At 45.0% G+C, this 18,808-nt stretch carries 15 protein-coding genes; 9 read left to right on the forward strand and 6 right to left on the reverse strand.

What is annotated here, in order from left to right:
- Window positions 1–61: 61 nt before the first annotated feature.
- Entirely contained in the window at window positions 62–1,912 is a 1,851-nt protein-coding gene (locus AB8613_RS18630) for an ABC transporter ATP-binding protein (RefSeq protein ID WP_215402661.1), read from the reverse strand.
- Window positions 1,913–2,456: 544 nt separating this feature from the next.
- Here AB8613_RS18630 and AB8613_RS18635 point away from each other — a divergent pair.
- A complete protein-coding gene (locus tag AB8613_RS18635) occupies window positions 2,457–3,431 on the forward strand; it encodes an arginine deiminase-related protein (protein WP_372385534.1) in 975 nt (324 codons plus the stop codon).
- Window positions 3,432–3,597: 166 nt separating this feature from the next.
- Here the strand turns inward: AB8613_RS18635 and AB8613_RS18640 are convergent, their stop codons facing one another.
- The 3 genes from AB8613_RS18640 to AB8613_RS18650 all read right to left on the reverse strand — a co-directional run bounded on the left by AB8613_RS18640 (window position 3,598) and on the right by AB8613_RS18650 (window position 6,834).
- Window positions 3,598–4,230 (reverse strand): acetyltransferase, encoded by a 633-nt coding sequence (locus AB8613_RS18640; protein WP_327784637.1) that lies wholly within the window; start codon window positions 4,228–4,230, stop codon window positions 3,598–3,600.
- A gap of 182 nt (window positions 4,231–4,412) precedes the next feature.
- Window positions 4,413–6,035, reverse strand: coding sequence for a phosphoethanolamine transferase (locus AB8613_RS18645; protein WP_372385536.1), 1,623 nt, complete (start codon window positions 6,033–6,035; stop codon window positions 4,413–4,415).
- A gap of 226 nt (window positions 6,036–6,261) precedes the next feature.
- Window positions 6,262–6,834: a porin family protein gene (locus AB8613_RS18650; protein WP_171732682.1), complete on the reverse strand. Its 573-nt coding sequence runs from the start codon at window positions 6,832–6,834 to the stop codon at window positions 6,262–6,264.
- Between the two features lie 189 nt (window positions 6,835–7,023).
- Here AB8613_RS18650 and AB8613_RS18655 point away from each other — a divergent pair, with 189 nt between their 5' ends.
- Window positions 7,024–7,563 (forward strand): isochorismatase family protein, encoded by a 540-nt coding sequence (locus tag AB8613_RS18655; protein WP_372385538.1) that lies wholly within the window; start codon window positions 7,024–7,026, stop codon window positions 7,561–7,563.
- Here AB8613_RS18655 and AB8613_RS18660 read toward each other — a convergent pair.
- Together AB8613_RS18660 and AB8613_RS18665 are read right to left on the reverse strand one after the other, a co-directional pair.
- Window positions 7,560–8,423 (reverse strand): MurR/RpiR family transcriptional regulator, encoded by an 864-nt coding sequence (locus AB8613_RS18660; protein WP_229647596.1) that lies wholly within the window; start codon window positions 8,421–8,423, stop codon window positions 7,560–7,562. The two genes, AB8613_RS18655 and AB8613_RS18660, sit on opposite strands and share 4 nt — an antisense overlap.
- Window positions 8,424–8,512: 89 nt before the next feature.
- Window positions 8,513–9,787: an amino acid deaminase gene (locus tag AB8613_RS18665; protein WP_372385540.1), complete on the reverse strand. Its 1,275-nt coding sequence runs from the start codon at window positions 9,785–9,787 to the stop codon at window positions 8,513–8,515.
- Window positions 9,788–9,963: 176 nt separating this feature from the next.
- Here AB8613_RS18665 and AB8613_RS18670 point away from each other — a divergent pair, with 176 nt between their 5' ends.
- From AB8613_RS18670 to AB8613_RS18700, 7 genes are all read left to right on the forward strand, one after another.
- On the forward strand, window positions 9,964–11,397 hold the full coding sequence (locus AB8613_RS18670; protein WP_372385541.1) for an amidohydrolase family protein: 1,434 nt from the start codon (window positions 9,964–9,966) through the stop codon (window positions 11,395–11,397).
- A 104-nt stretch (window positions 11,398–11,501) separates the two neighbouring features.
- Window positions 11,502–11,894 carry a RidA family protein gene (locus AB8613_RS18675; RefSeq protein ID WP_061016111.1) on the forward strand — a complete coding sequence of 131 codons (393 nt, stop codon included), beginning with the start codon at window positions 11,502–11,504 and terminating at the stop codon, window positions 11,892–11,894.
- A 206-nt stretch (window positions 11,895–12,100) separates the two neighbouring features.
- Window positions 12,101–13,615 carry a sodium:solute symporter family protein gene (locus AB8613_RS18680; protein ID WP_146491172.1) on the forward strand — a complete coding sequence of 505 codons (1,515 nt, stop codon included), beginning with the start codon at window positions 12,101–12,103 and terminating at the stop codon, window positions 13,613–13,615.
- Between the two features lie 92 nt (window positions 13,616–13,707).
- Window positions 13,708–14,655 carry a sugar kinase gene (locus AB8613_RS18685; RefSeq protein WP_372385544.1) on the forward strand — a complete coding sequence of 316 codons (948 nt, stop codon included), beginning with the start codon at window positions 13,708–13,710 and terminating at the stop codon, window positions 14,653–14,655.
- 19 nt (window positions 14,656–14,674) lie between these two features.
- Complete coding sequence (locus AB8613_RS18690; protein WP_146491170.1) at window positions 14,675–15,304, forward strand: bifunctional 4-hydroxy-2-oxoglutarate aldolase/2-dehydro-3-deoxy-phosphogluconate aldolase; 630 nt, start codon at window positions 14,675–14,677, stop codon at window positions 15,302–15,304.
- A gap of 174 nt (window positions 15,305–15,478) precedes the next feature.
- The gene (locus tag AB8613_RS18695) at window positions 15,479–16,174 is read left to right on the forward strand and encodes an oligogalacturonate-specific porin KdgM family protein (RefSeq protein WP_017111229.1); all 696 of its coding nucleotides are present in this window, start codon (window positions 15,479–15,481) and stop codon (window positions 16,172–16,174) included.
- Between the two features lie 77 nt (window positions 16,175–16,251).
- The gene (locus tag AB8613_RS18700; RefSeq protein ID WP_372385546.1) at window positions 16,252–18,702 is read left to right on the forward strand and encodes a family 20 glycosylhydrolase; all 2,451 of its coding nucleotides are present in this window, start codon (window positions 16,252–16,254) and stop codon (window positions 18,700–18,702) included.
- Window positions 18,703–18,808 lie beyond the last annotated feature (106 nt).

The raw sequence follows: 18,808 nt of genomic DNA on the forward strand, positions 1-18,808 counted from the left end.
AATTTACCGCTAATTAACAAATTGGTGTGAATCACGCCGCACTTTTAAAATAGCACAAAAATTAAGCGCTCGTAGCTTGCTCAAGATCATCGGCAATGAAGCCACCTGTTTGGTGATTCCATAGTTGTGCATAGATGCCATTTTGATTAATTAGCTCTTGGTGCGTGCCTTCTTCTACGATATTGCCTGCATCAAGCACGATCAGGCGGTCCATCGCAGCAATGGTCGACAGGCGGTGTGCAATCGCGATAACCGTTTTGCCTTCCATTAGCTCAATCAAGCTCTCTTGAATGGCCGCTTCTACCTCAGAATCGAGTGCAGAAGTTGCTTCATCGAGAACAAGTAACGGAGCATTTTTCAGAAGAACACGTGATATAGCGACGCGTTGACGCTGACCACCAGATAGCTTAACGCCACGTTCACCTACTTGAGCATCGTAGCCCACGTTGCCAAACGGGTCGGTTAGAGTTTCGATAAACTCATGTGCGTGAGCCTGTTTGGTTGCTGCGTAAACTTCTTCATCTGATGCTTCAGGTCGACCGTAAAGAATGTTGTCTTTGATCGAACGGTGCAACAGTGAAGTATCTTGGGTCACCATACCGATGTTGCTGCGCAGCGAATCTTGCGTCACTGTTGAGATCTCTTGACCGTCAATCAGGATGCGACCACTCTCTACATCGTGGAAACGCAGCAGTAAGTTCACTAGGGTAGACTTACCCGCACCTGAACGGCCCACTAAGCCCACTTTTTCACCCGGCTTAATGTTGAGGTTAAGGTTGTTGATCACGCCCTTATTCTCACCGTAGTTAAAGCTCACGTTGTCGAAATGGATGCCACCTTGTGGAACGTCCAAAGGTTTTGCGTCTTTCTTGTCTTCGATAGCGATGGGCTTAGACAGGGTTTTAATACCATCAATCACAGTGCCTAGGTTTTCAAACAGACCACCGATTTCCCACATGATCCATTTCGACATGCCGTTAATACGCAGAGCCAAACTGACCGCAATCGCGATCGCACCCACAGTGATTGCGTTGTCTAACCATAAGTAGATAGAGATACCCGCAATGCTGAACACCAACAGATAGTTAGCGAATTCAACGCAGATATTGAAGCCAGTAACTAAGCGCATTTGACGATGTACTGTATCTAAGAAACCTTCCATGCCTTCTTCGGCGTATTCAGTTTCTCTTTTACTGTGTGAGAACAGTTTCACGGTTGCGATATTGGTGTAGCTATCAACAATACGACCTGTCATCAATGAACGCGCATCCGCTTGCTCTGAAGAAACGTCTTTTAGCTTTGGTACAAAGTGCAGTTGGATTCCGATGTAAACGAATAGCCAAATCAGCATCGGAGCCATTAAGCGCCAATCTGATTCAGCCAGCATGAACAGCATCGCGGTGAAGTAAACCGTCACGTAGACAAACACATCAACCATCTTGGTCACGGTTTCACGTACTGCGAGCGATGTTTGCATTACTTTGGTGGCGACGCGGCCAGCAAAATCATCTTGATAGAATGACAAGCTCTGCTTCAAAAGATAGCGGTGCGCTAACCAACGAATCGACATTGGGTAGTTGCCCAGCAAAGTTTGGTGAAGCAAAAGCGAGTAAACACTGATCAAGATTGGCATCACGACCAACAGCAGCACACCAAGACCCATAAGAGTGGACTGGTTATCGGCTAAGAAGGTTTCTGGGTTACTGGTTGATAGCCAATCAACCAGTTGACCCATGTAACCGAACAGCGCGACTTCGATGATCGCGATGGTCATGCTCATTAGGCCGAGCAAGATTAACGGCTTTTCAAAACCACGAGTGTAATGGCGGCAAAATGCCAGTATTCCAGTAGGAGGTTGTATCGGCTCTCCCTTTGGAAAGGCTTCAGTAAAGCCTTCAAATTTTTTGTACATAGATTTCCCTTTATAAACGAATGCATCGATTAGCAACTGCATCGTCTGTGTAGCTTTGTTTTTATAGGTTTGATTTGAAATTTTACAGTCTTAGTTTGAAATTATATAAGTGCCAATTCGTTCTTATAAGCATTAAGTCATTCGATGGATTTTGGTTTAAGCGATGCCGCAGGAAAGGTCCAAAGAGTGTCTTTCATGACGCGTATTTTAGAGTGAATCGGACAGGAAAAGTTAAGCTTATTTCAAACGTAATTGATTGTTATGCAACGGTGATAATCCTAACGCTAAATGGATTAAATTGTAACCTAAACCCGCAGCAAGCTAGAGAATGAAGCTCGGATATTTATTCAACAAATTCTGTATCTAATATGCAAACAGTTGGTTCTTTCTGATGTGCTGTTATCTTGCAGTAAAATTTACCGAATAAACTGAGTTTTGCAGTAATTGTTTGGGATAAATATTCAAATCATTATTCTTTTCAGTGAATCTTATCGTAACAAGTTGTTTACAATTCTGAGGTAAATAAAAGATAGGGACGGTTGAGATGTTAAACCTACACAAAAAATCACTTCACATTACTAATGTTCAAAACGCCAATTGCGTTGTTATGGTGCCGCCAAAAGAATTTAAATTTAATGAAGAAACGGCACAAGATAATGAGTTTCAGCACAGAGTTAATCTGACTGAAGCTGAGGTAAAATTAGAAACCATGGCCGAATTTAAGGCGATGGTCGCTTCGTTGCGTAAAGAAGGTGTGCAAGTTGTAGAGTTTGATTACCCAGAACTTGGTGTGGAAACCCCAGATGCGGTATTCCCTAACAACTGGTTCAGCACCTGTGGTGACGGAAGCTTATTTACGTTCCCTATGGCGTGTGAAAACCGCCAAAATGAAGTGAAGCCAAGTGCCCTTATTGAAGCGCTTGAAGCATCTGGTCGCATTGTTAACCACAGCGAGTCTCTAGAGTCTTACATCGCTCAAGGTTCTTACCTAGAGAGCACTGGCGTGATGGTGATCGACCATATCAATAAGACCATTTACGCCGCGCTTTCTCAGCGTTGTGACCGTGAAGTGTTAGAAGACTATGCGAAGCGTATTGGTTATTCTCGCGTGGTTTCCTTCCAAACAGCATTACCGTCGGGTCAGCCGATTTACCATACCAATGTGATGATGGCGATTGGTGATAACTTCTGCGTGATTTGTGATGAAGTGATTCCAGAATTTGAGCGCCGCTTTGTGGTGAAATCACTTGCTAAAGACAAGCAGGTTATCTCTATCTCGATCGATCAGATGAACCGATTCTGCGGCAACATTCTGCAACTGGAAACAGTGAATGGCGATAAGGTAATCGCGATGTCTCAATCGGCTTACGATGCGTTTTCTCCCGCTCAGTTAGCTCAGCTTTCGACACACGGAAAGCTACTACCGTTTAACGTGAAAACGATCGAAGACATCGGTGGTGGTTCGGTGAGATGCATGTTGGGTGAGGTGTTCTTGCCAACGCGAGTTAATCTCCTGTAGCAAGTATAGAAAGTGTAGCAAGCGACTGACTTCAGTCATGAATTTCTGAATACCACTCTCATAGCAGAGTGGTATTTTTGTATTTATCTATCACAAATAAGAAAACAGAAATAACAAAACCAAAGCTTGATACAGGAACTAGCGCGCAAAAGCTAACGGAAAAAAGCTATGAAGCGCTCTTAAAAGCCCTGTGTTCGATGAACTGAGTTGAGAGTGCCACCACTTCCTTAGAGTACACAAGCGCGGTGTGATTAAGCTTGAGGGCGCAAGTATCTGTCGCGCCTCTTAAGTTGGCGTCTTCGAGCGTAACGGTACCATCCCCTGGGTTTCGGCCCAATACGATACGTCCAACACCAGCGTCGTAGGTACCCGTAATTACGCCAATTGGCACATCAATATCGTAGTCACCCAAACCATCACTTAAGATCATTTTGCTCGAACCAAATATAAAACCAAGACCATGATTCGACAGTGTTTTCGCGATAGTCGCGCCATTGTGTGGAGTCCCCGCGGTAATGATGCAGGTGTCGGCAAAGTCGGGTTGGTAGAACTTAAAGTAATGACGAATCAGCAAGCCACCGAGCGAGTGACCAAAGAAGTAGACCTCATCGTGTTCATCAAAACGTGCATTCACGAAGCGGTTGAGGCGTTTAGCAGCAGAAGGGAAACGCAGTGAGTTGTAAGCGAACTTGTGCGTTGTAAAGCCACGTTTTTTGAAATTTCTATCCAGATATTGCATGATCAACGCAGGCATATACAGACCATGAATTAACACTATGTGTTTGTTTTTATTATTCATTATTGCCCTCCGTCTGATGATGTTTCCAGTATATGGAGTCGCAATTCTAAACTCAACAAAACTTGCTGCGAATGGGATGTAACAGACAGAGATATTTTCAATAAAAACGACAGTTTTGGCTAGAAAAAGGGGCTCATAAATGAGCCCCATTGGTTGGAATATGTATGAGTCACTCTTTCAAGCTAGCGGCAGGAAGCGAAGATATCTTGGTTCTCTCGGTATTCTTTGGTTTGCACGTCCATCAAGCCGAGCAAAGAGTCGAACAGGTTGTCTTGCGAGAAGCTCTGTTCTTTGCCTGCCTTTCTTAAGCAGGTTTGGTTTATTCCTTTCTGTTCTGCAAAGCCATCAGACATCCACATGATCATAGGAACGTGGGTTTGCTCTTTCGGTGCCAATGAATAAGGCATGCCGTGCAAGTAGACGCCGTTTTCCCCTAAAGATTCACCGTGGTCGGAAATGTACATCAGTGCAACGTTGTACTTATCGGTGAGTTTCTCTAGCTTTTGAATCGCCTGTGAGAGAAAGAAATCTGTGTACAAAATCGTGTTGTCGTAGGTGTTAACCACTTGCTCTTTGGTGCAGTTTTCAATATCTGCACGAGCGCAGTCAGGCGTAAACTTCTTATGTTCTTCTGGGTAACGCTCAAAGTACGTTGGGCCGTGAGAACCCGAAATATGATAGAAAATGATGCTATCTTGTTTAAGATCTTGAGTATCTTGCTCGAAGTTCTCTAGCATCGCCGTGTCGTAACACACATCGTTATTACACAATGGATCGCTGTTTTTGGCGACGAGCGTCATCTCTTTGATTCGATGCGCGACAGCTTTATCCCCACCATCATGCTCTCGCCAGATAGAGTGGATGCCCGCGCGGTTCATAATGTCGACTACGTTATCTTGGTTGTAGGCTTTGTCCCGATCGTAGTTGCTGCGATTCATGTTCGAGAACATGCACGGTACAGAAACCGCGGTGGCTGTTCCGCACGACTGAACATCAGAGAAAAATATCGGGTTGTAAGGCTTGGTATGAGCGTTGGTTTCTCTCTCATAGCCATAATACTGGTAGTTATACACGCGAGCAGTTTCGCCAAGTACAAACACCAATAAGGTCGGCTTGCTTGCCGTTTTTGCTTGTGGTTTGAGTTGAGCATCTAAGCCCAGTTCTTGATATGGGATGGGCTGTTTGATGTAGGTGTTATTGATGTATTTCACCGTTGATGCCACATACTCAGTCGGAATGATCATCTTTTTGATGTGCGAGTTATTGCGGCCAAACGAGACGTAATCTTTGTAAAACAGTCCTGCAATAATCGCGATGACAATCAATGAAGAGAGCAATCCAATCGACTTCCAGACAAAGAAATCTTTCCATGACTCTCGCTTAAGCTTGGTAAAGAGTAGCAGCAGTGACGGGACAATCCCCATCGCAAATAACCACAAGATGGAGTGGGTACTTACATAGCTTGCTGCTTCGCCACTATTGGTTTCGAAGACGTTCTCTATCATCCCATAGTCTACATAAATGCCGTAATTGAACATGCTGTAGCTGACGAGTGTTGAGGTGATCAGCAAGAAGATAAAAAATGGCTTGGAGAATATCGGCCAGTTGAAGACTTGGAAGATAAAATTGAAGGCAGCAAGGAAGAAGATAGGGATGGATATAAGAAAGGCAACGCTTTCAGACTTGGATGCCTGAACAATACTAAACAGCTCTTGGGTGAGAGGTAGGTTGATTACAAGCAGGTAATACACGGCCAACACAAAAGGCAGCTTGTTTATCGACATGTTTAAGCTTGGTAGATTCATAGGTCTTATTTTCCTGCGTCTCTTATCCCTTTATTTTAGTCTGGCTACCAAGAAAGCTCTAATATCAACGCATAAAGCTCAGATAGGCGGCGATAAACCGACTAAAGTGAAATGACGCGATAGGTGTGTAGAAACAAAAAATTCACTTTACTGAGTGACCTTCATGACAAGGTGGAACAGCAAAGTGAATTATTTACGTTAGGGTGTTCTACGTAGGCTCGCTACATTAGAAGTTGTAAGAACCACCTAGGCTAACACTGCTGAATGCCAGTGTCTTATCTTCGGTTTTGAATGGACCGTAGTAGTTTTCTACGCTCACAGCATCAGCTTGTGAAATTAGGCGAAGTGTTAGGTTTTCGATTGGCGTGTATTCAACACCCAGACCAAAGTGGAAACCTGTACCGCTGTCATCAGCGTAACCAGCACTCTTATTTGCGTTTAGGTCAACAGAGCTAAGACCAGCCAATACGAACGGACGAATTGTGTTGTCGAACGTGTAACCTAGGTTTGCAGATACAGAAACAGACGTCGGAGACATTTTTTCTGCACCTTTTTTGTAGTCAGCGTAATCGTTGTAGCCAAGTTCAACACCAACAATACGATTGAACTGGTAGCCACCATATAGGTTGTAACCCATGCCGTCTGAGTCTAGGTTGCCTTGACCGTCTGTATCAGAATCTTGGTACACACCAAGGCCACCACCGATGTACGCACCGCCGTTAGTGCCTGCTGCTAATGCTGGAAGAGAAACCGCGCCGATTAAGCCCAGTGCTAATGCTGATTTCGCGAATTTGTTCATTGTTCTTACTCACTCTTTAATGTCATGCAGTATCAATTATTTTTGTTTTCGGCCTTTCGACCGTTGGTGAGTATTATTCCGTAGTCTTATACGTATTACTGTATGGCTTTGTAAGCTAAATCGTTACATAGTAGAAAACATACTCATCAGATTGCTTAGTAAGTTAGGCTGCCAAAACAAGGAATACACATGCTAATGAGACAAAAGACAGGCTTGGTGGTTGTGGACGTTCAGGGCAAGCTCGCACGCCTTGTTGATGAGAGTGAGACACTTATTTCTAACTGTCGGAAGCTGATTAAGGGCGCGCAGGTTTTGGGGTTGCCCATCATTTACTTGGAACAGAATCCAGATAAATTGGGAGCAACAGTCAGCGAACTGAATGACTTATTGAGCGATGTTGAGCCAGTAACTAAATTCACGTTCAACGCGTGTGATGAGCCCAAGTTTGTTGAGGCGGTGCAAGCCAAGGATGTCGAGACTTGGCTGGTGTGTGGTATTGAAGCTCATATTTGCGTGTATCAAACCGCAATGGGGTTGTTAGAACTTGGGTGCAAGGTTCAGGTAGTTGGCGACTGTATTAGCTCGCGAACGGCATTCAACAAGGATCTGGCAATCCGTCGACTAGTAGCTGTAGGCGTGCAAATTACAGGGTTAGAAATGAGCTTATACGAGCTGGTAAAGGACTGCCGCTCGCCAGAATTTAAGCTCATTTTATCCTTAATTCGTTAGTCACCTAGGGGCTGTCTATCGCCTCCGCCTCGGTAGGAATCAAGCGCAACCTTCAAGCGGCGTAGTTTGTCGCGAGATCGGTTCTTGTGATTGACTGCTATCCCCATAGAAAGCACATCCACTAAGGCTAACATTGCGTAGCGAGACGCCGACGGTTTGTAGATGAAGTCTGTTTCCATGTGTTTGATGGGTAGCAATATATCGGCAATCTTTGCCAGCGGTGTATCTTGTGGGGTAATTGCGATGATCTTAAGGCCATACTGCTTGGCCAGTTCTGCCGTTTCAGTGATTACTGGCGTAAAACCGGTTGCTGAGATCATCACCATAACATCATTGGCATCGGCTGTTGCGGCAACCATACGTGACATCAATCCATCGTTGTAAGAGACCACTGGGTAGCCCAGTCGGAACAGTCGATGTTGCAACTCTTGAGAAGCGATGGTCGAGCCACCACCCATGCCGATAGCAATGATTTGTCTCGCGTTATGCAGCCAGCTGACAGCGGTTTCAACGTCTTGCTCTTTGAACAAGGTGCGGTTGATGTCTAGGCTCTGCTTGATCGATTCGTAGATACCTTGATAACCCGTTTGGTCAACAGGTTCGAGAATAAAACGCTGGCCGACTGTCAGTGTTTGAGCAAGCTTTATCTTCATATCACGTACGTTGCTGCAGCCGATAGCCTTAGCAAAACGCGTAATGGTGGCTTCACTCACTTGAGCACTTTCAGCAAGCTCTGTGATGCTGGCATTGGCAGCAAAATCAATGTCGTCCATGATTAGCTTAGCCACTTTCTTCTCTGCATCACGGAGAACGGGAAAACGCTCTGTTATCTGTGAAATGATATCTACTTCTAAACTCAAAGATCCTGATCCTTTGTTGATGGGGCTATGCCTTAGCCCCGTTAGTATATCTGAATGCTTCGCTGATTCTAGCTTATTGAAAAATCGAGCTAGAAGCAGGTCTCTACCCAGTTTGTTACCTGATAGTCGTCATCGCTGATAGCTATGTAACGCCACTTATCGAAAGTCAAACACGGGTGTGAGGTTGAGAAAGCAATCATGTCACCGACTTCAATCTCAGAAGAACCGTCTGTTTCAACAAAGGTATGCTGATCCATTACCGCGGTAGCAGTGAGCCCTTTTACTGAGATAGCTTCGCCGTTACGATAGCCGCGCTCTGCTATTGGTAAACCGGCATCGAAGGCCACATCACGCTTACCTAATCCAATCACGAACTTGGTCGGCTCTGGGCGAGAGATAACATATGCCCACACTTCAAGTGCCGACTCTAAATCACCACCCAATTCACACGCATAGCCTTGATTGGCTTGAGCTCGTTGCAACACCTTGCTTTGGGCATCTAGGTAGATCCCAGTATCGTGAATGGCGTAACAACCTGGGCGGATGATCGCCAAAGAATCGGTTAAATTCGCCAAACACTCTGCAACCACATCATACCAAGCAGAACCCGCGCCAGTGATGATAGGTTGCCCTGTAATTAGGCCATCTGATGCGAGGCTTTCTACAGAGGTTAGAGCTTGATTTAGGAAGGTACGAATATCTTGCTCTGCGTTATCTCCATGAATAACACCTTCGTACACCTCAATTCCCGCGAGTGAAAGGGTAGGTGTATCCTGGATAACTTGCGCCAGTTCAAGAACTTCTTGAGGTGAACGACAACCACAGCGACCGCCCGGTACACCAAATTCGATCAGTACTTTTAGTGTCTGTTTGGTGTTGGCGAAATATTGGCTAAGTCGCAGCACGTTTGCCGATGAATCAACACAACAGTAAAAGTCGACGTTGAATTCACGAATAAGTTGTTCAACGATCGCCATGTTGGTTTTACCCACCAATTGGTTGGCCATGATGATTCGTTTTGCACCCGCCATAGCGGCAACTTCTGCCTGTGCAGGCGTCGCTACTGTAATACCCCAAGCGCCATTTTCTAGTTGTTGGCGGAAAAATGCAGGGGTCATTGATGTTTTACCATGCGGCGACAATTTAACCTGATGGTGATCGGCGAATGATTGCATCCAATTTAGGTTATTGGTCAACGCTGATTGTTTGATAATTGCTACCGGAAGCGAAATATCTTCATCAACCAGTCGATAAACGCCGTTCTCAGTTTGTGATATTGCTCTCCCTTTTTGGCCTCTTTCAGTCAAGACGAAACAATCTTCTTGATACTTTATAACATCTTTTTGTGCAGGGTTATGTTTCATTGCTGATTCCTAACATGATTTAAGTGGTTGTTATTTAATGTTTAAATACATCTTGTGTTCGTTTTGTGATAGAAACTATCACACAAATTAAAATATTATGTGTGTTTTGTCACTGAAAATAATCGGCTGGATTCTTAATATAGCTCCATCAACACAGTGGATTGAGAGAGTGAAAGATGTTGTTCGATACGATAATCAAAAATGTAGAGGTGTTTGACGGCACCGGCGAACAATCGTTTTGTGCCGATGTAGCAATCCGCGATGGAAAAATCGCCGAAATTGGTCAGATCGATCACGAAGATTGTGGCCAATTGGTTGAGGGAGCAGGCTTAGCATTGGCTCCTGGATTTATCGATGTACATACACATGACGATACCAACGTAATTCGTTACCCAGACTGCCTACCTAAGATCAGTCAAGGTGTCACAACCGTGATTGTTGGCAACTGTGGTATCAGCGCATCGCCAACGGTTTTGGCTGGCGACCCACCTGACCCAATGAACCTTTTAGGCGCGCAGGCTGATTTTAAATACCCAACCTTTGCGGCGTATGCGCAAGCGGTAGAGCAAGCTCAACCCGCAGTAAACGTAGCAGCGTTAGTGGGTCACACCACATTGCGTAACCAAGTGATGGACGATCTGCAACGCACTGCAAGCGAAGAAGAAATTGCAGAGATGCAAACCAACCTTGATTTAGCAATGGAGCAAGGCGCATTAGGTTTGAGTTCAGGCCTGGCTTACGCAAGCGCTAAACAAGCGAACGCTAACGAAGTGATGCAGTTAGCGAAAGTGCTGTCTAGCCATGGCGGCATCTATACCACGCATATGCGTACCGAATTTGAAGAGATCTTAAGCGCGATGGAAGAAGCGTTTGAGACAGGACAATATGCGAAAGTTCCAGTGGTTATCTCCCACCTTAAATGTGCAGGTGCGGGCAACTGGGGAAGAACGGTTGAAGTACTCGATTTGATGGACAAGGTTTCTGAGCATCAAGATGTGTCTTGCGACTGCTACCCATACTCTGCGAGCTCTTCGACATTAGATTTGAAACAAGTGACCGACGATTTCGACATCTTCATCACTTGGTCTGAAGCAAAACCAGAACATGCAGGCAAAACGCTGAAGCAGATTGCTGGTGAAATGAACCTACCCCTGATGGACGCAGCAAAAGCGCTTCAACCAGCGGGTGCGGTTTACCACTGCATGGATGAGCACGACGTAAAGCGCGTATTGAAATATAAACTGACCATGGTTGGTTCAGACGGTTTACCTAATGACCCGCATCCACACCCAAGATTGTGGGGCACCTTCCCGAAAGTGTTAGGTCACTACTGCCGAGATGAAAAACTGTTCTCGTTGCCAGAAGCGATTCACAAGATGACTGGAATGTCGGCTCAGCGTTACAACTTAGCGGGCCGAGGCGAAGTTCGCTGTGGTGCCTTTGCTGATTTAGTTTTATTTGATCCAAAGAATATTAAAGATACAGCAACATTTGAAAATCCTATTTCAGTTGCTGCGGGAATAGAAAGCGTATTTGTAAATGGTGAGTTAACTTACCAGCAAGGAAAAGTAAAAGATAATCGTTCAGGCGTTTTTATTTACCGAAACTAAAGTTTAATTATCAAATTAAATTTACGGTAAATATAAAAATGACGAATTAATTTAAATATGTTGGAACAGAACCAATATTATCTATAAAGAAGTGGAGTTAAAAAATGACTATTAAACGTTACGGTGTTGAAGGCGGTACAGGTACAGGCGGACAACATTTACCATTTGCACGCGCAACTGAAGCGGGTGGTTTCCTATACGTTTCTGGCCAGACACCGATGACAGATGGTGAAGTGGTTGAGGGCGGTATTGTTGACCAGTCTCGCCTTGCGATCCAAAACTGTGTCGATATCATGACTGAAGCGGGCTACGGCCTAGAAGACGTAGTACACGTAAAGGTTGTGCTAACGGATTCTCGTTACTTCCAATCTTTTAATAAGGTATTCAAAGAGTTCTTCGGTGCTAACCCACCGGCACGTATTTGCATGGTCTGTGACCTAGTAGTAGACGTGAAAGTTGAAGTAGATGTGACTTGCTACCGCGCTGATCGCGTTTAGTTATAACCTAATCACAATAACCTACTTAGAGAGTATTAGAGGGTAGTCATCCCTGTTATTATCTTTTAATACTCTCACCCTACATTTATAAAAATTACTTTAATTAAAATATACAAAACAAATAAAGTAATTATATGAAATATAAAATGAATGAATCATAAATAAAAGTTCAGGAATGATCTTAATATTTCACTGAGAGGTGTCAAATGAACAGCACACTTTTTCTTACAGGCTTCGGCGTGTACGTATGTTTTTTAATTTGGTTAGGCTGGTTTGTCTCGCGTAATCAAAAATCTGGCGAAGATTTCTTATTAGGCGGCCGTGGCCTACCATTATTCTTAGTACTTGGTACAACCGTCGCGACAATGGTCGGTACGGGTTCAAGTATGGGTGCGGTTGGTTTCGGCTATGCGAATGGTTGGGCAGGCGCTCTGTACGGCATTGGTGGTGCTATAGGCATCCTATTGCTAGCCCTTTGGTTTGCTCCGGTTCGTAAGTTGAACTTCATGACCATGAGTGAAGAGCTGGCTTACTATGTAGGCGCTAACCGCATCGTGAAAAACGTGGTTGGTCTGCTTATCTTTATCGCGTCAATCGGTTGGTTGGGTGCGCACATTCTAGGCGGTGGCATGTACCTAGCGTGGATTGCTGACATCGACCTTAACCTTGCGAAAATCATTATTGCTGCGGCATTCACTATCTACGTAGTGATCGGTGGTTACACAGCGGTTGTGTGGACCGATACTATCCAAGCTATCATCCTTTTTGCTGGCTTCATCTTGATGGCGGTAATGTCTGTGGATCACATCGGTGGCATGGATAACCTTTATGCTGCGATGGACCCTGCTGCTACGAGCTTTTTAGCAATCGATAAACTGGGTCTTCTGCCTGCTGTTTCTCTGGCTGTGGTTATCGGTGTGGGTGTACTTGCAACGCCTTCATTCCGCCAACGTATCTATTCAGGCAAAGACGTTAAAACCATTCGTCGCTCATTTGTAGCCTCGGGTGTGTTGTACCTATTCTTCTCAATCATCCCTGCAATCATTGGTATGGCTGCGCACGCAATCGACCCATCATTGGATAACCCGAACTACTCATTCCCTTACGTAGCTGCAACGGTGCTTCCGGTTGGCGTTGGCATGATTGTTCTTATCGCCGGTCTTTCTGCAACGATGTCGAGTGCAAGCTCTGATGCGATTGCGGGCGTGTCTATCCTACTGCGTGATGTTTACGTGATGTTCACGGGCCGTGTACCAAATAAAGAGTCGATGCTGAACTACTCTCGCTTAGCTCTGGTTGTGGTCATTGGTTTTGCATTGCTGTTCGCCCTTACGTCAAACGACATCATTGGCTACATTACTAAGATGATTTCAACGGTAATGTCGGGCATGTTCGTGTGCGGTATGTTGGGTAAATTCTGGAAACGCTACAACTGGCAAGGTGCTCTTGCGACGCTAGCGGGTGCTTCTGTGGCTTCATTCGTAGTAATGCTAAACGCTGACTACACAGCATTCTGGGGCAACCCTGTGATTCCTTCATGTCTGTTTGCTCTAGCAGCAGGTGTCGCAGTGAGCCTATGTACTCCGGCTAACCAAGTAACACCAGAAATGGCAAAAGCGATTCTTGATGATGAGCGTGCTCTTATGGAGATGGAAATGTCTGAATCAGGTGTACTTGAAGAAGAAGCGGCACCACAACGTCCTGCAAATCAAACAAGCTAAACCTAGTCTCCACAACTGGTTTGCTTAATTCAGGCCCTGCTTAGCGGTTGGGCCTTTTCTAAAGTTAATTACCTCTATTTTTAGGAGCGGCTATGTCGGCATCTTCTCTGTTCAATATTGCTTTCTTCGGCGAATGTATGGTCGAAATAAGCGGCTCTCCATTAACCAAAAAGTTTGGCGGTGACACGCTTAATACCGCGCTTTACCTTTCTCGTTTAACTCAACATCAAAATCTATCGGTTCATTACGCGACGGGTCTGGGTAGCGATGAGTTGTCTCAGAACATGATTGATAACTGGCAGTTAGAGGGTATTCAAACCAATTTCGTTGAACGCATCCCAAACAAGCTGCCGGGCTTATACATGGTAGAAACCGACGAAACGGGTGAGCGACATTTTCATTACTGGCGTAACGATGCGGCAGTAAAATCTTACTTTCACGCTAATGATTTGAATAAGCTTGAAATCGCACTGACAGAGAAGCAAGTTGATGCGGTTTATATCAGCGGTATTAGTATCGCGATTCTGGATAACGCTTCTCGTGAGCGCTTGCTTAAAGCTATTAGCGTTTTCTCAAACCAAGGTGGCAAGGTTATTTTTGATAATAACTATCGCCCACAGCTTTGGAGCACCGAACAAGCACAACATTGGTATGCCAAGTTACTGCCGCTGGTGGATATCGCGCTGATAACCGAAGACGACGACTTGCTTGTATGGGGCAACTTAGAGAGCGTTCAGCAACGCTGCCTTCGTTTGGGTTGCCAAGAGATCGTTATCAAGCGTGGCTGTGAGCCATGCAAAATCGTTCAGCTAGAAAGCGGCAAGGTAGTAGAGTACTACGTATCAGCTACAGCTGTAGCGAACGTTGTCGATACTTGCGCAGCTGGCGATTCATTTGCAGCGGGCTATTTAGCGGCACGCCTAACGGGCGAGAGCGCTACTGAAGCGGCTGAACTCGGCCACAAACTGGCTTCCATCGTTATTCAATACTCAGGCGCAATCATCCCTATGAGCGCTATGAGCCAACTGATTAAAAAATAAAATAAAAAGCGGAACTATTATGTCTCAAGAAATGATCAACACACTTAAGCAATTCAAAGTTATCCCTGTTATCCAAATCAACAAGGTTGAGCACGCGGTTCCACTAGCCAAAGTGTTGGTAGAAAACGGCCTGCCAGTCGCTGAAGTGACATTCCGCACTGAAGCAGCAGCAGATGCTATTCGTGCGATGCGTGACGCCTACCCAGAGATGTGTATTGGTGCCGGAACGGTATTAACATCAGAACAGATCGACCTTGCAAAAGAAGCGGGCAGTGAGTTTATCGTAGCGCCGGGCCTAAACCCAAACACGGTTAAGCGTTGCCAAGAGATCGGTATGCCAATCGTTCCTGGCGTAAACAACCCAAGCCAAGTTGAGCAAGCGCTGGAACTGGGCCTTAACTTCTTGAAGTTCTTCCCAGCGGAAGCCTCTGGTGGCATCAACATGGTGAAATCTTTGTTAGCGCCATATGTTGACGTGTCACTAATGCCTACAGGTGGTATCGGCAAGCATAACGTGAATGATTACTTAGCGGTGGATCGCGTGGTGTGTTGTGGTGGCACTTGGATGGTTTCTCCGAAGATGATTGAGAACGAGCAATGGGATGAGATCGCAGTGTTGGTTCGTGAAGCCGTTGAATTGGTGAAATAGTCAAATTAAGCATTTATAAAAATAAATAATAGCTACTGAATATGAGCAGTAGCTATAAATACACTTCATACAATCAAAATAATTAATAAGAAATAAAAAGGTAGTCTCCGAATTTACATCTTTCTGCATATATCAATGTGCGATGGGTTTTTATAATCATAATATCGGTGAACTATGAAAAAATTACTTCCTTTAACACTACTAGCATTATTACCAATGACCTCAACTGCCGGGGGTTATGTCGATTTAAGGGCAGAGTATCGAAGTACGACAGATCAGTATCGAAGTCGTTTTATTGTTGGTCACCATTTTGATAATGGGTATGGTTTAGAAACACTGACGAATGTTCGACATGCAGCGGGAGCGTATGACGAAACGAAGGTGATTAATACCGAGTTTACCCATTATTACACCTATGCCATCAATGACAATTTTATGCTGAACCCTGGCGTAGTGATGAATTTTCAAGGCTCAAATACCTTCTTGATGCCTTATCTAAAGCTTAATTACAACTTTGACAATGGGCTCTTTGTACATGGCCGTTATCGTTATGACTTTTCGACCGAAGCTTTAGTGAATGACTATGGCAATGAAGAGACAGCAAAGCGAAACCGTTATGATATTTGGACGGGATACAATACAGACAAATACATGATTTCGTATGCCTTTACGTATTTCGATCAGATTACGCATCATACGACAGAGCTTGCAACCGGCGATCTAAATGCCCGCGAGCATACCGTCAAAGCAGTCTACAAATGGAAACCAACAGTGAGGCCATACGCTGAAGTGGTTGATGCGGATACGGTGCAATCAGAAAACGATAAAACGGATTGGCGTTTCCGAGTTGGTGTTAATTTCTCATTCTAAAACAACATAGCCTAGTTATTTTTGTGAATAGGCTCTGATAAATAAAATACAATGAAAGTTACATAGGAAAATTAATAATGAAAAAAACTATATTGTCACTATTGATATCCGGTTCAGTAGTTTCTCCAATGGCTTTAGCAATGGCTCCAAATACAGACTTGAATTTAATGCCTTATCCACAAACTGTGGAATTAAAATCAGGCCAAGTGAAAGTAGATGGTAATTTTAAAGTTTATATCAAAGGCTTTAACTCTGACCGTGTCGAATATACAGCGAAACGCTTTATTGATCGCCTTGAGCGTCAGACGGGTGTGCCGATTCTAGACTGGCAGGTTGATAGTGAAGACGAAGCGAACCTGATCATTGATATTGACGCTGCCCCAAAGTCTGAAGTACAAAATATCGACTCCGAAGAGTCCTACAAAATTACCACTCAGGGTGAGCAAATCACGCTGAGCGCACCAAGCCCTTATGGCGCAATTCACGGCATCGAAACCCTTTTACAGCTCGTTGAAACGACAGCGACTGGTTACCATATTCCTGCCGTAACCATTGTCGATGAGCCTCGCTTCCGCTGGCGTGGTGTTTCTTACGATACTTCACGTCACTTTATTGAATTCGATGTGCTGATTCGTCAGTTAGATGCGATGGCATCGGCGAAGATGAATGTGTTCCATTGGCACTTCTGGGACGACCAAGGTATCCGTATTCAAACGGAATCTTGGCCGCGTCTATGGTCAGAAACCGCCGATGGTAACTACTACACCAAAGACCAAGTTCGTTACCTAGTTGAGTATGCTCGTAATCTTGGTATTCGTGTGATTCCTGAAGTCTCGCTGCCGGGTCACTCTTCTGCTGTGGCGCACGCTTACCCACGTTTGATGTCGGGTGGTGAAGGTCAAAGCTACGAACAAGAACGTGGCTGGGGCGTATTTGAGCCATTGATGGACCCACTAAACCCAGAGCTCTATGAAATGCTGGGCGACGTATTTGATGAAGTGACAGAACTGTTCCCAGATGAGTACTTCCACATTGGTGGCGATGAGCCAAATTATGCGCAGTGGAAAAACAGTGAAAAGCACCAACAGTTTATCGAAGAGAACAATATCGATGGTGAGCGCGGCTTACAGTCTTACCTCAACGTAAAAGTTGAAAAGATGCTGGAAGAGCGCGGCAAGAAGATGACCGGTTGGGATGAGATTTGGCATAAAGATCTGCCAACTTCTATTGTGATTCAAAGCTGGCAAGGACACGACAGCATTGGTCGTGCAGCGAAAGAGGGCTACCCAGGTATTCTGTCTACCGGTTACTACCTAGACCAACCTCAGCCAACCAGTTACCACTATCGAAATGATCCAATGCCAAGTGGCATCACTGTTGATGACAAGCTGCACAGTGGTGAGAAGTTTGTGACTTACCAATGGCAAAAGCCTCGCTCTAAGGGCAGCCCACGTAAGGGAACACTAACTATCATTGAAGCGAAAGACGGTACTTTCCGAGCGTTCAGTGATTACAACGGCAAGTCTCGCGAAGAGATCTACATTCTTGATTATGTGCCGGGTAAAACTTTTGTCGGCTACTTTGATAACTTCATGTCTTACACGGAATTTAACTTGAACCTGAATCCGAATGGCTTTGCTGAAGGCAGCTACCAGTTGATAGGTAACGTGCGTTGGCCAACCACAGGGGAAGTGATCGCGAGCAGTGATGTTGAAGGCTGCGTGATTCCTGAACCAAATGGTGGTTACCCTGCGGAATTAACAGATAAAGAAAAAGAGCTGATTTTAGGTGGCGAGATCACCATGTGGCTAGAGAACAAAGACAGCCTCACGGTTGAAAACTACCTATGGCCACGCAGCTATGCGATTGCAGAGCGCTTCTGGTCTGATGCGGAATTAACGGACGAACGCAGCATGTACAAGCGCATGAAGGCTATGGATACATGGTCTGAAGTGTCGGTTGGCTTACGTCATCATGCGGACGCCGATATGCTGTTAAAACGCATTGCTAAAGGTCAAGATATTCACGATCTGCGCGTGTTAGCGAGATACACCGAACCAGCACAGTACTACGCACGTAACTGGGAGAAGTGGAACTCTACTGAACCTAAAGGCACTTTGTACAGCCAATACGAGCGCCTAAACCGATTTGTTGATGCGCTGCCAGTGGAAAGCTACGCGGTGTATGAGATGCAAGACTTAGTCAATGAAGTGGCGACAGGTAATCAACAAGCGCTGGAACAACTCACTCAGCACTACCAGCAAGCAAAATCGGCAGCTCTCGCCGCAGAGACTGTCTTCGCAGGTAATGTGTCTTCGGTCGAGACTGTGGTTGTTGCAGAGAAAACGGCGGAAGTTGCAGACTTGGCGTTAACCTTGATTGCGAAAGTACGAGCGGGTGAAAAAGTTCGAGCAGCAGACGTGAATGCCTACCAAGCGATATTGTCTGAATCAGCGAAAATTTATGATGAATCGATCATCGCGATTGTTCGCCCGACAGAGTTATTGCTGAAGCAGTTGGCTGAGTAAGTCGTTAACGGATTAGCGAATAAGTCACACGCCAATAAGTGAATTAAAACCGCCCTCTGTGGGCGGTTTTTTAGTTGTAGCACTCAAATGAAATGTGGTGTCTAAG

This window comes from Vibrio sp. BS-M-Sm-2 (assembly GCF_041504345.1).
GTDB classification, from domain to species: domain Bacteria; phylum Pseudomonadota; class Gammaproteobacteria; order Enterobacterales; family Vibrionaceae; genus Vibrio; species Vibrio satsumensis.

Coding starts and splice junctions, on each gene's coding strand:
- AB8613_RS18630 (WP_215402661.1), bottom strand. CDS start 1,912: ATGTACAAAAAATTTGAAGGCTTTACTGAAGCCTTTCCAAAGGGAGAG.
- AB8613_RS18635 (WP_372385534.1), top strand. CDS start 2,457: ATGTTAAACCTACACAAAAAATCACTTCACATTACTAATGTTCAAAAC.
- AB8613_RS18640 (WP_327784637.1), bottom strand. CDS start 4,230: ATGAATAATAAAAACAAACACATAGTGTTAATTCATGGTCTGTATATG.
- AB8613_RS18645 (WP_372385536.1), bottom strand. CDS start 6,035: ATGAATCTACCAAGCTTAAACATGTCGATAAACAAGCTGCCTTTTGTG.
- AB8613_RS18650 (WP_171732682.1), bottom strand. CDS start 6,834: ATGAACAAATTCGCGAAATCAGCATTAGCACTGGGCTTAATCGGCGCG.
- AB8613_RS18655 (WP_372385538.1), top strand. CDS start 7,024: ATGCTAATGAGACAAAAGACAGGCTTGGTGGTTGTGGACGTTCAGGGC.
- AB8613_RS18665 (WP_372385540.1), bottom strand. CDS start 9,787: ATGAAACATAACCCTGCACAAAAAGATGTTATAAAGTATCAAGAAGAT.
- AB8613_RS18670 (WP_372385541.1), top strand. CDS start 9,964: ATGTTGTTCGATACGATAATCAAAAATGTAGAGGTGTTTGACGGCACC.
- AB8613_RS18675 (WP_061016111.1), top strand. CDS start 11,502: ATGACTATTAAACGTTACGGTGTTGAAGGCGGTACAGGTACAGGCGGA.
- AB8613_RS18680 (WP_146491172.1), top strand. CDS start 12,101: ATGAACAGCACACTTTTTCTTACAGGCTTCGGCGTGTACGTATGTTTT.
- AB8613_RS18685 (WP_372385544.1), top strand. CDS start 13,708: ATGTCGGCATCTTCTCTGTTCAATATTGCTTTCTTCGGCGAATGTATG.
- AB8613_RS18690 (WP_146491170.1), top strand. CDS start 14,675: ATGTCTCAAGAAATGATCAACACACTTAAGCAATTCAAAGTTATCCCT.
- AB8613_RS18695 (WP_017111229.1), top strand. CDS start 15,479: ATGAAAAAATTACTTCCTTTAACACTACTAGCATTATTACCAATGACC.
- AB8613_RS18700 (WP_372385546.1), top strand. CDS start 16,252: ATGAAAAAAACTATATTGTCACTATTGATATCCGGTTCAGTAGTTTCT.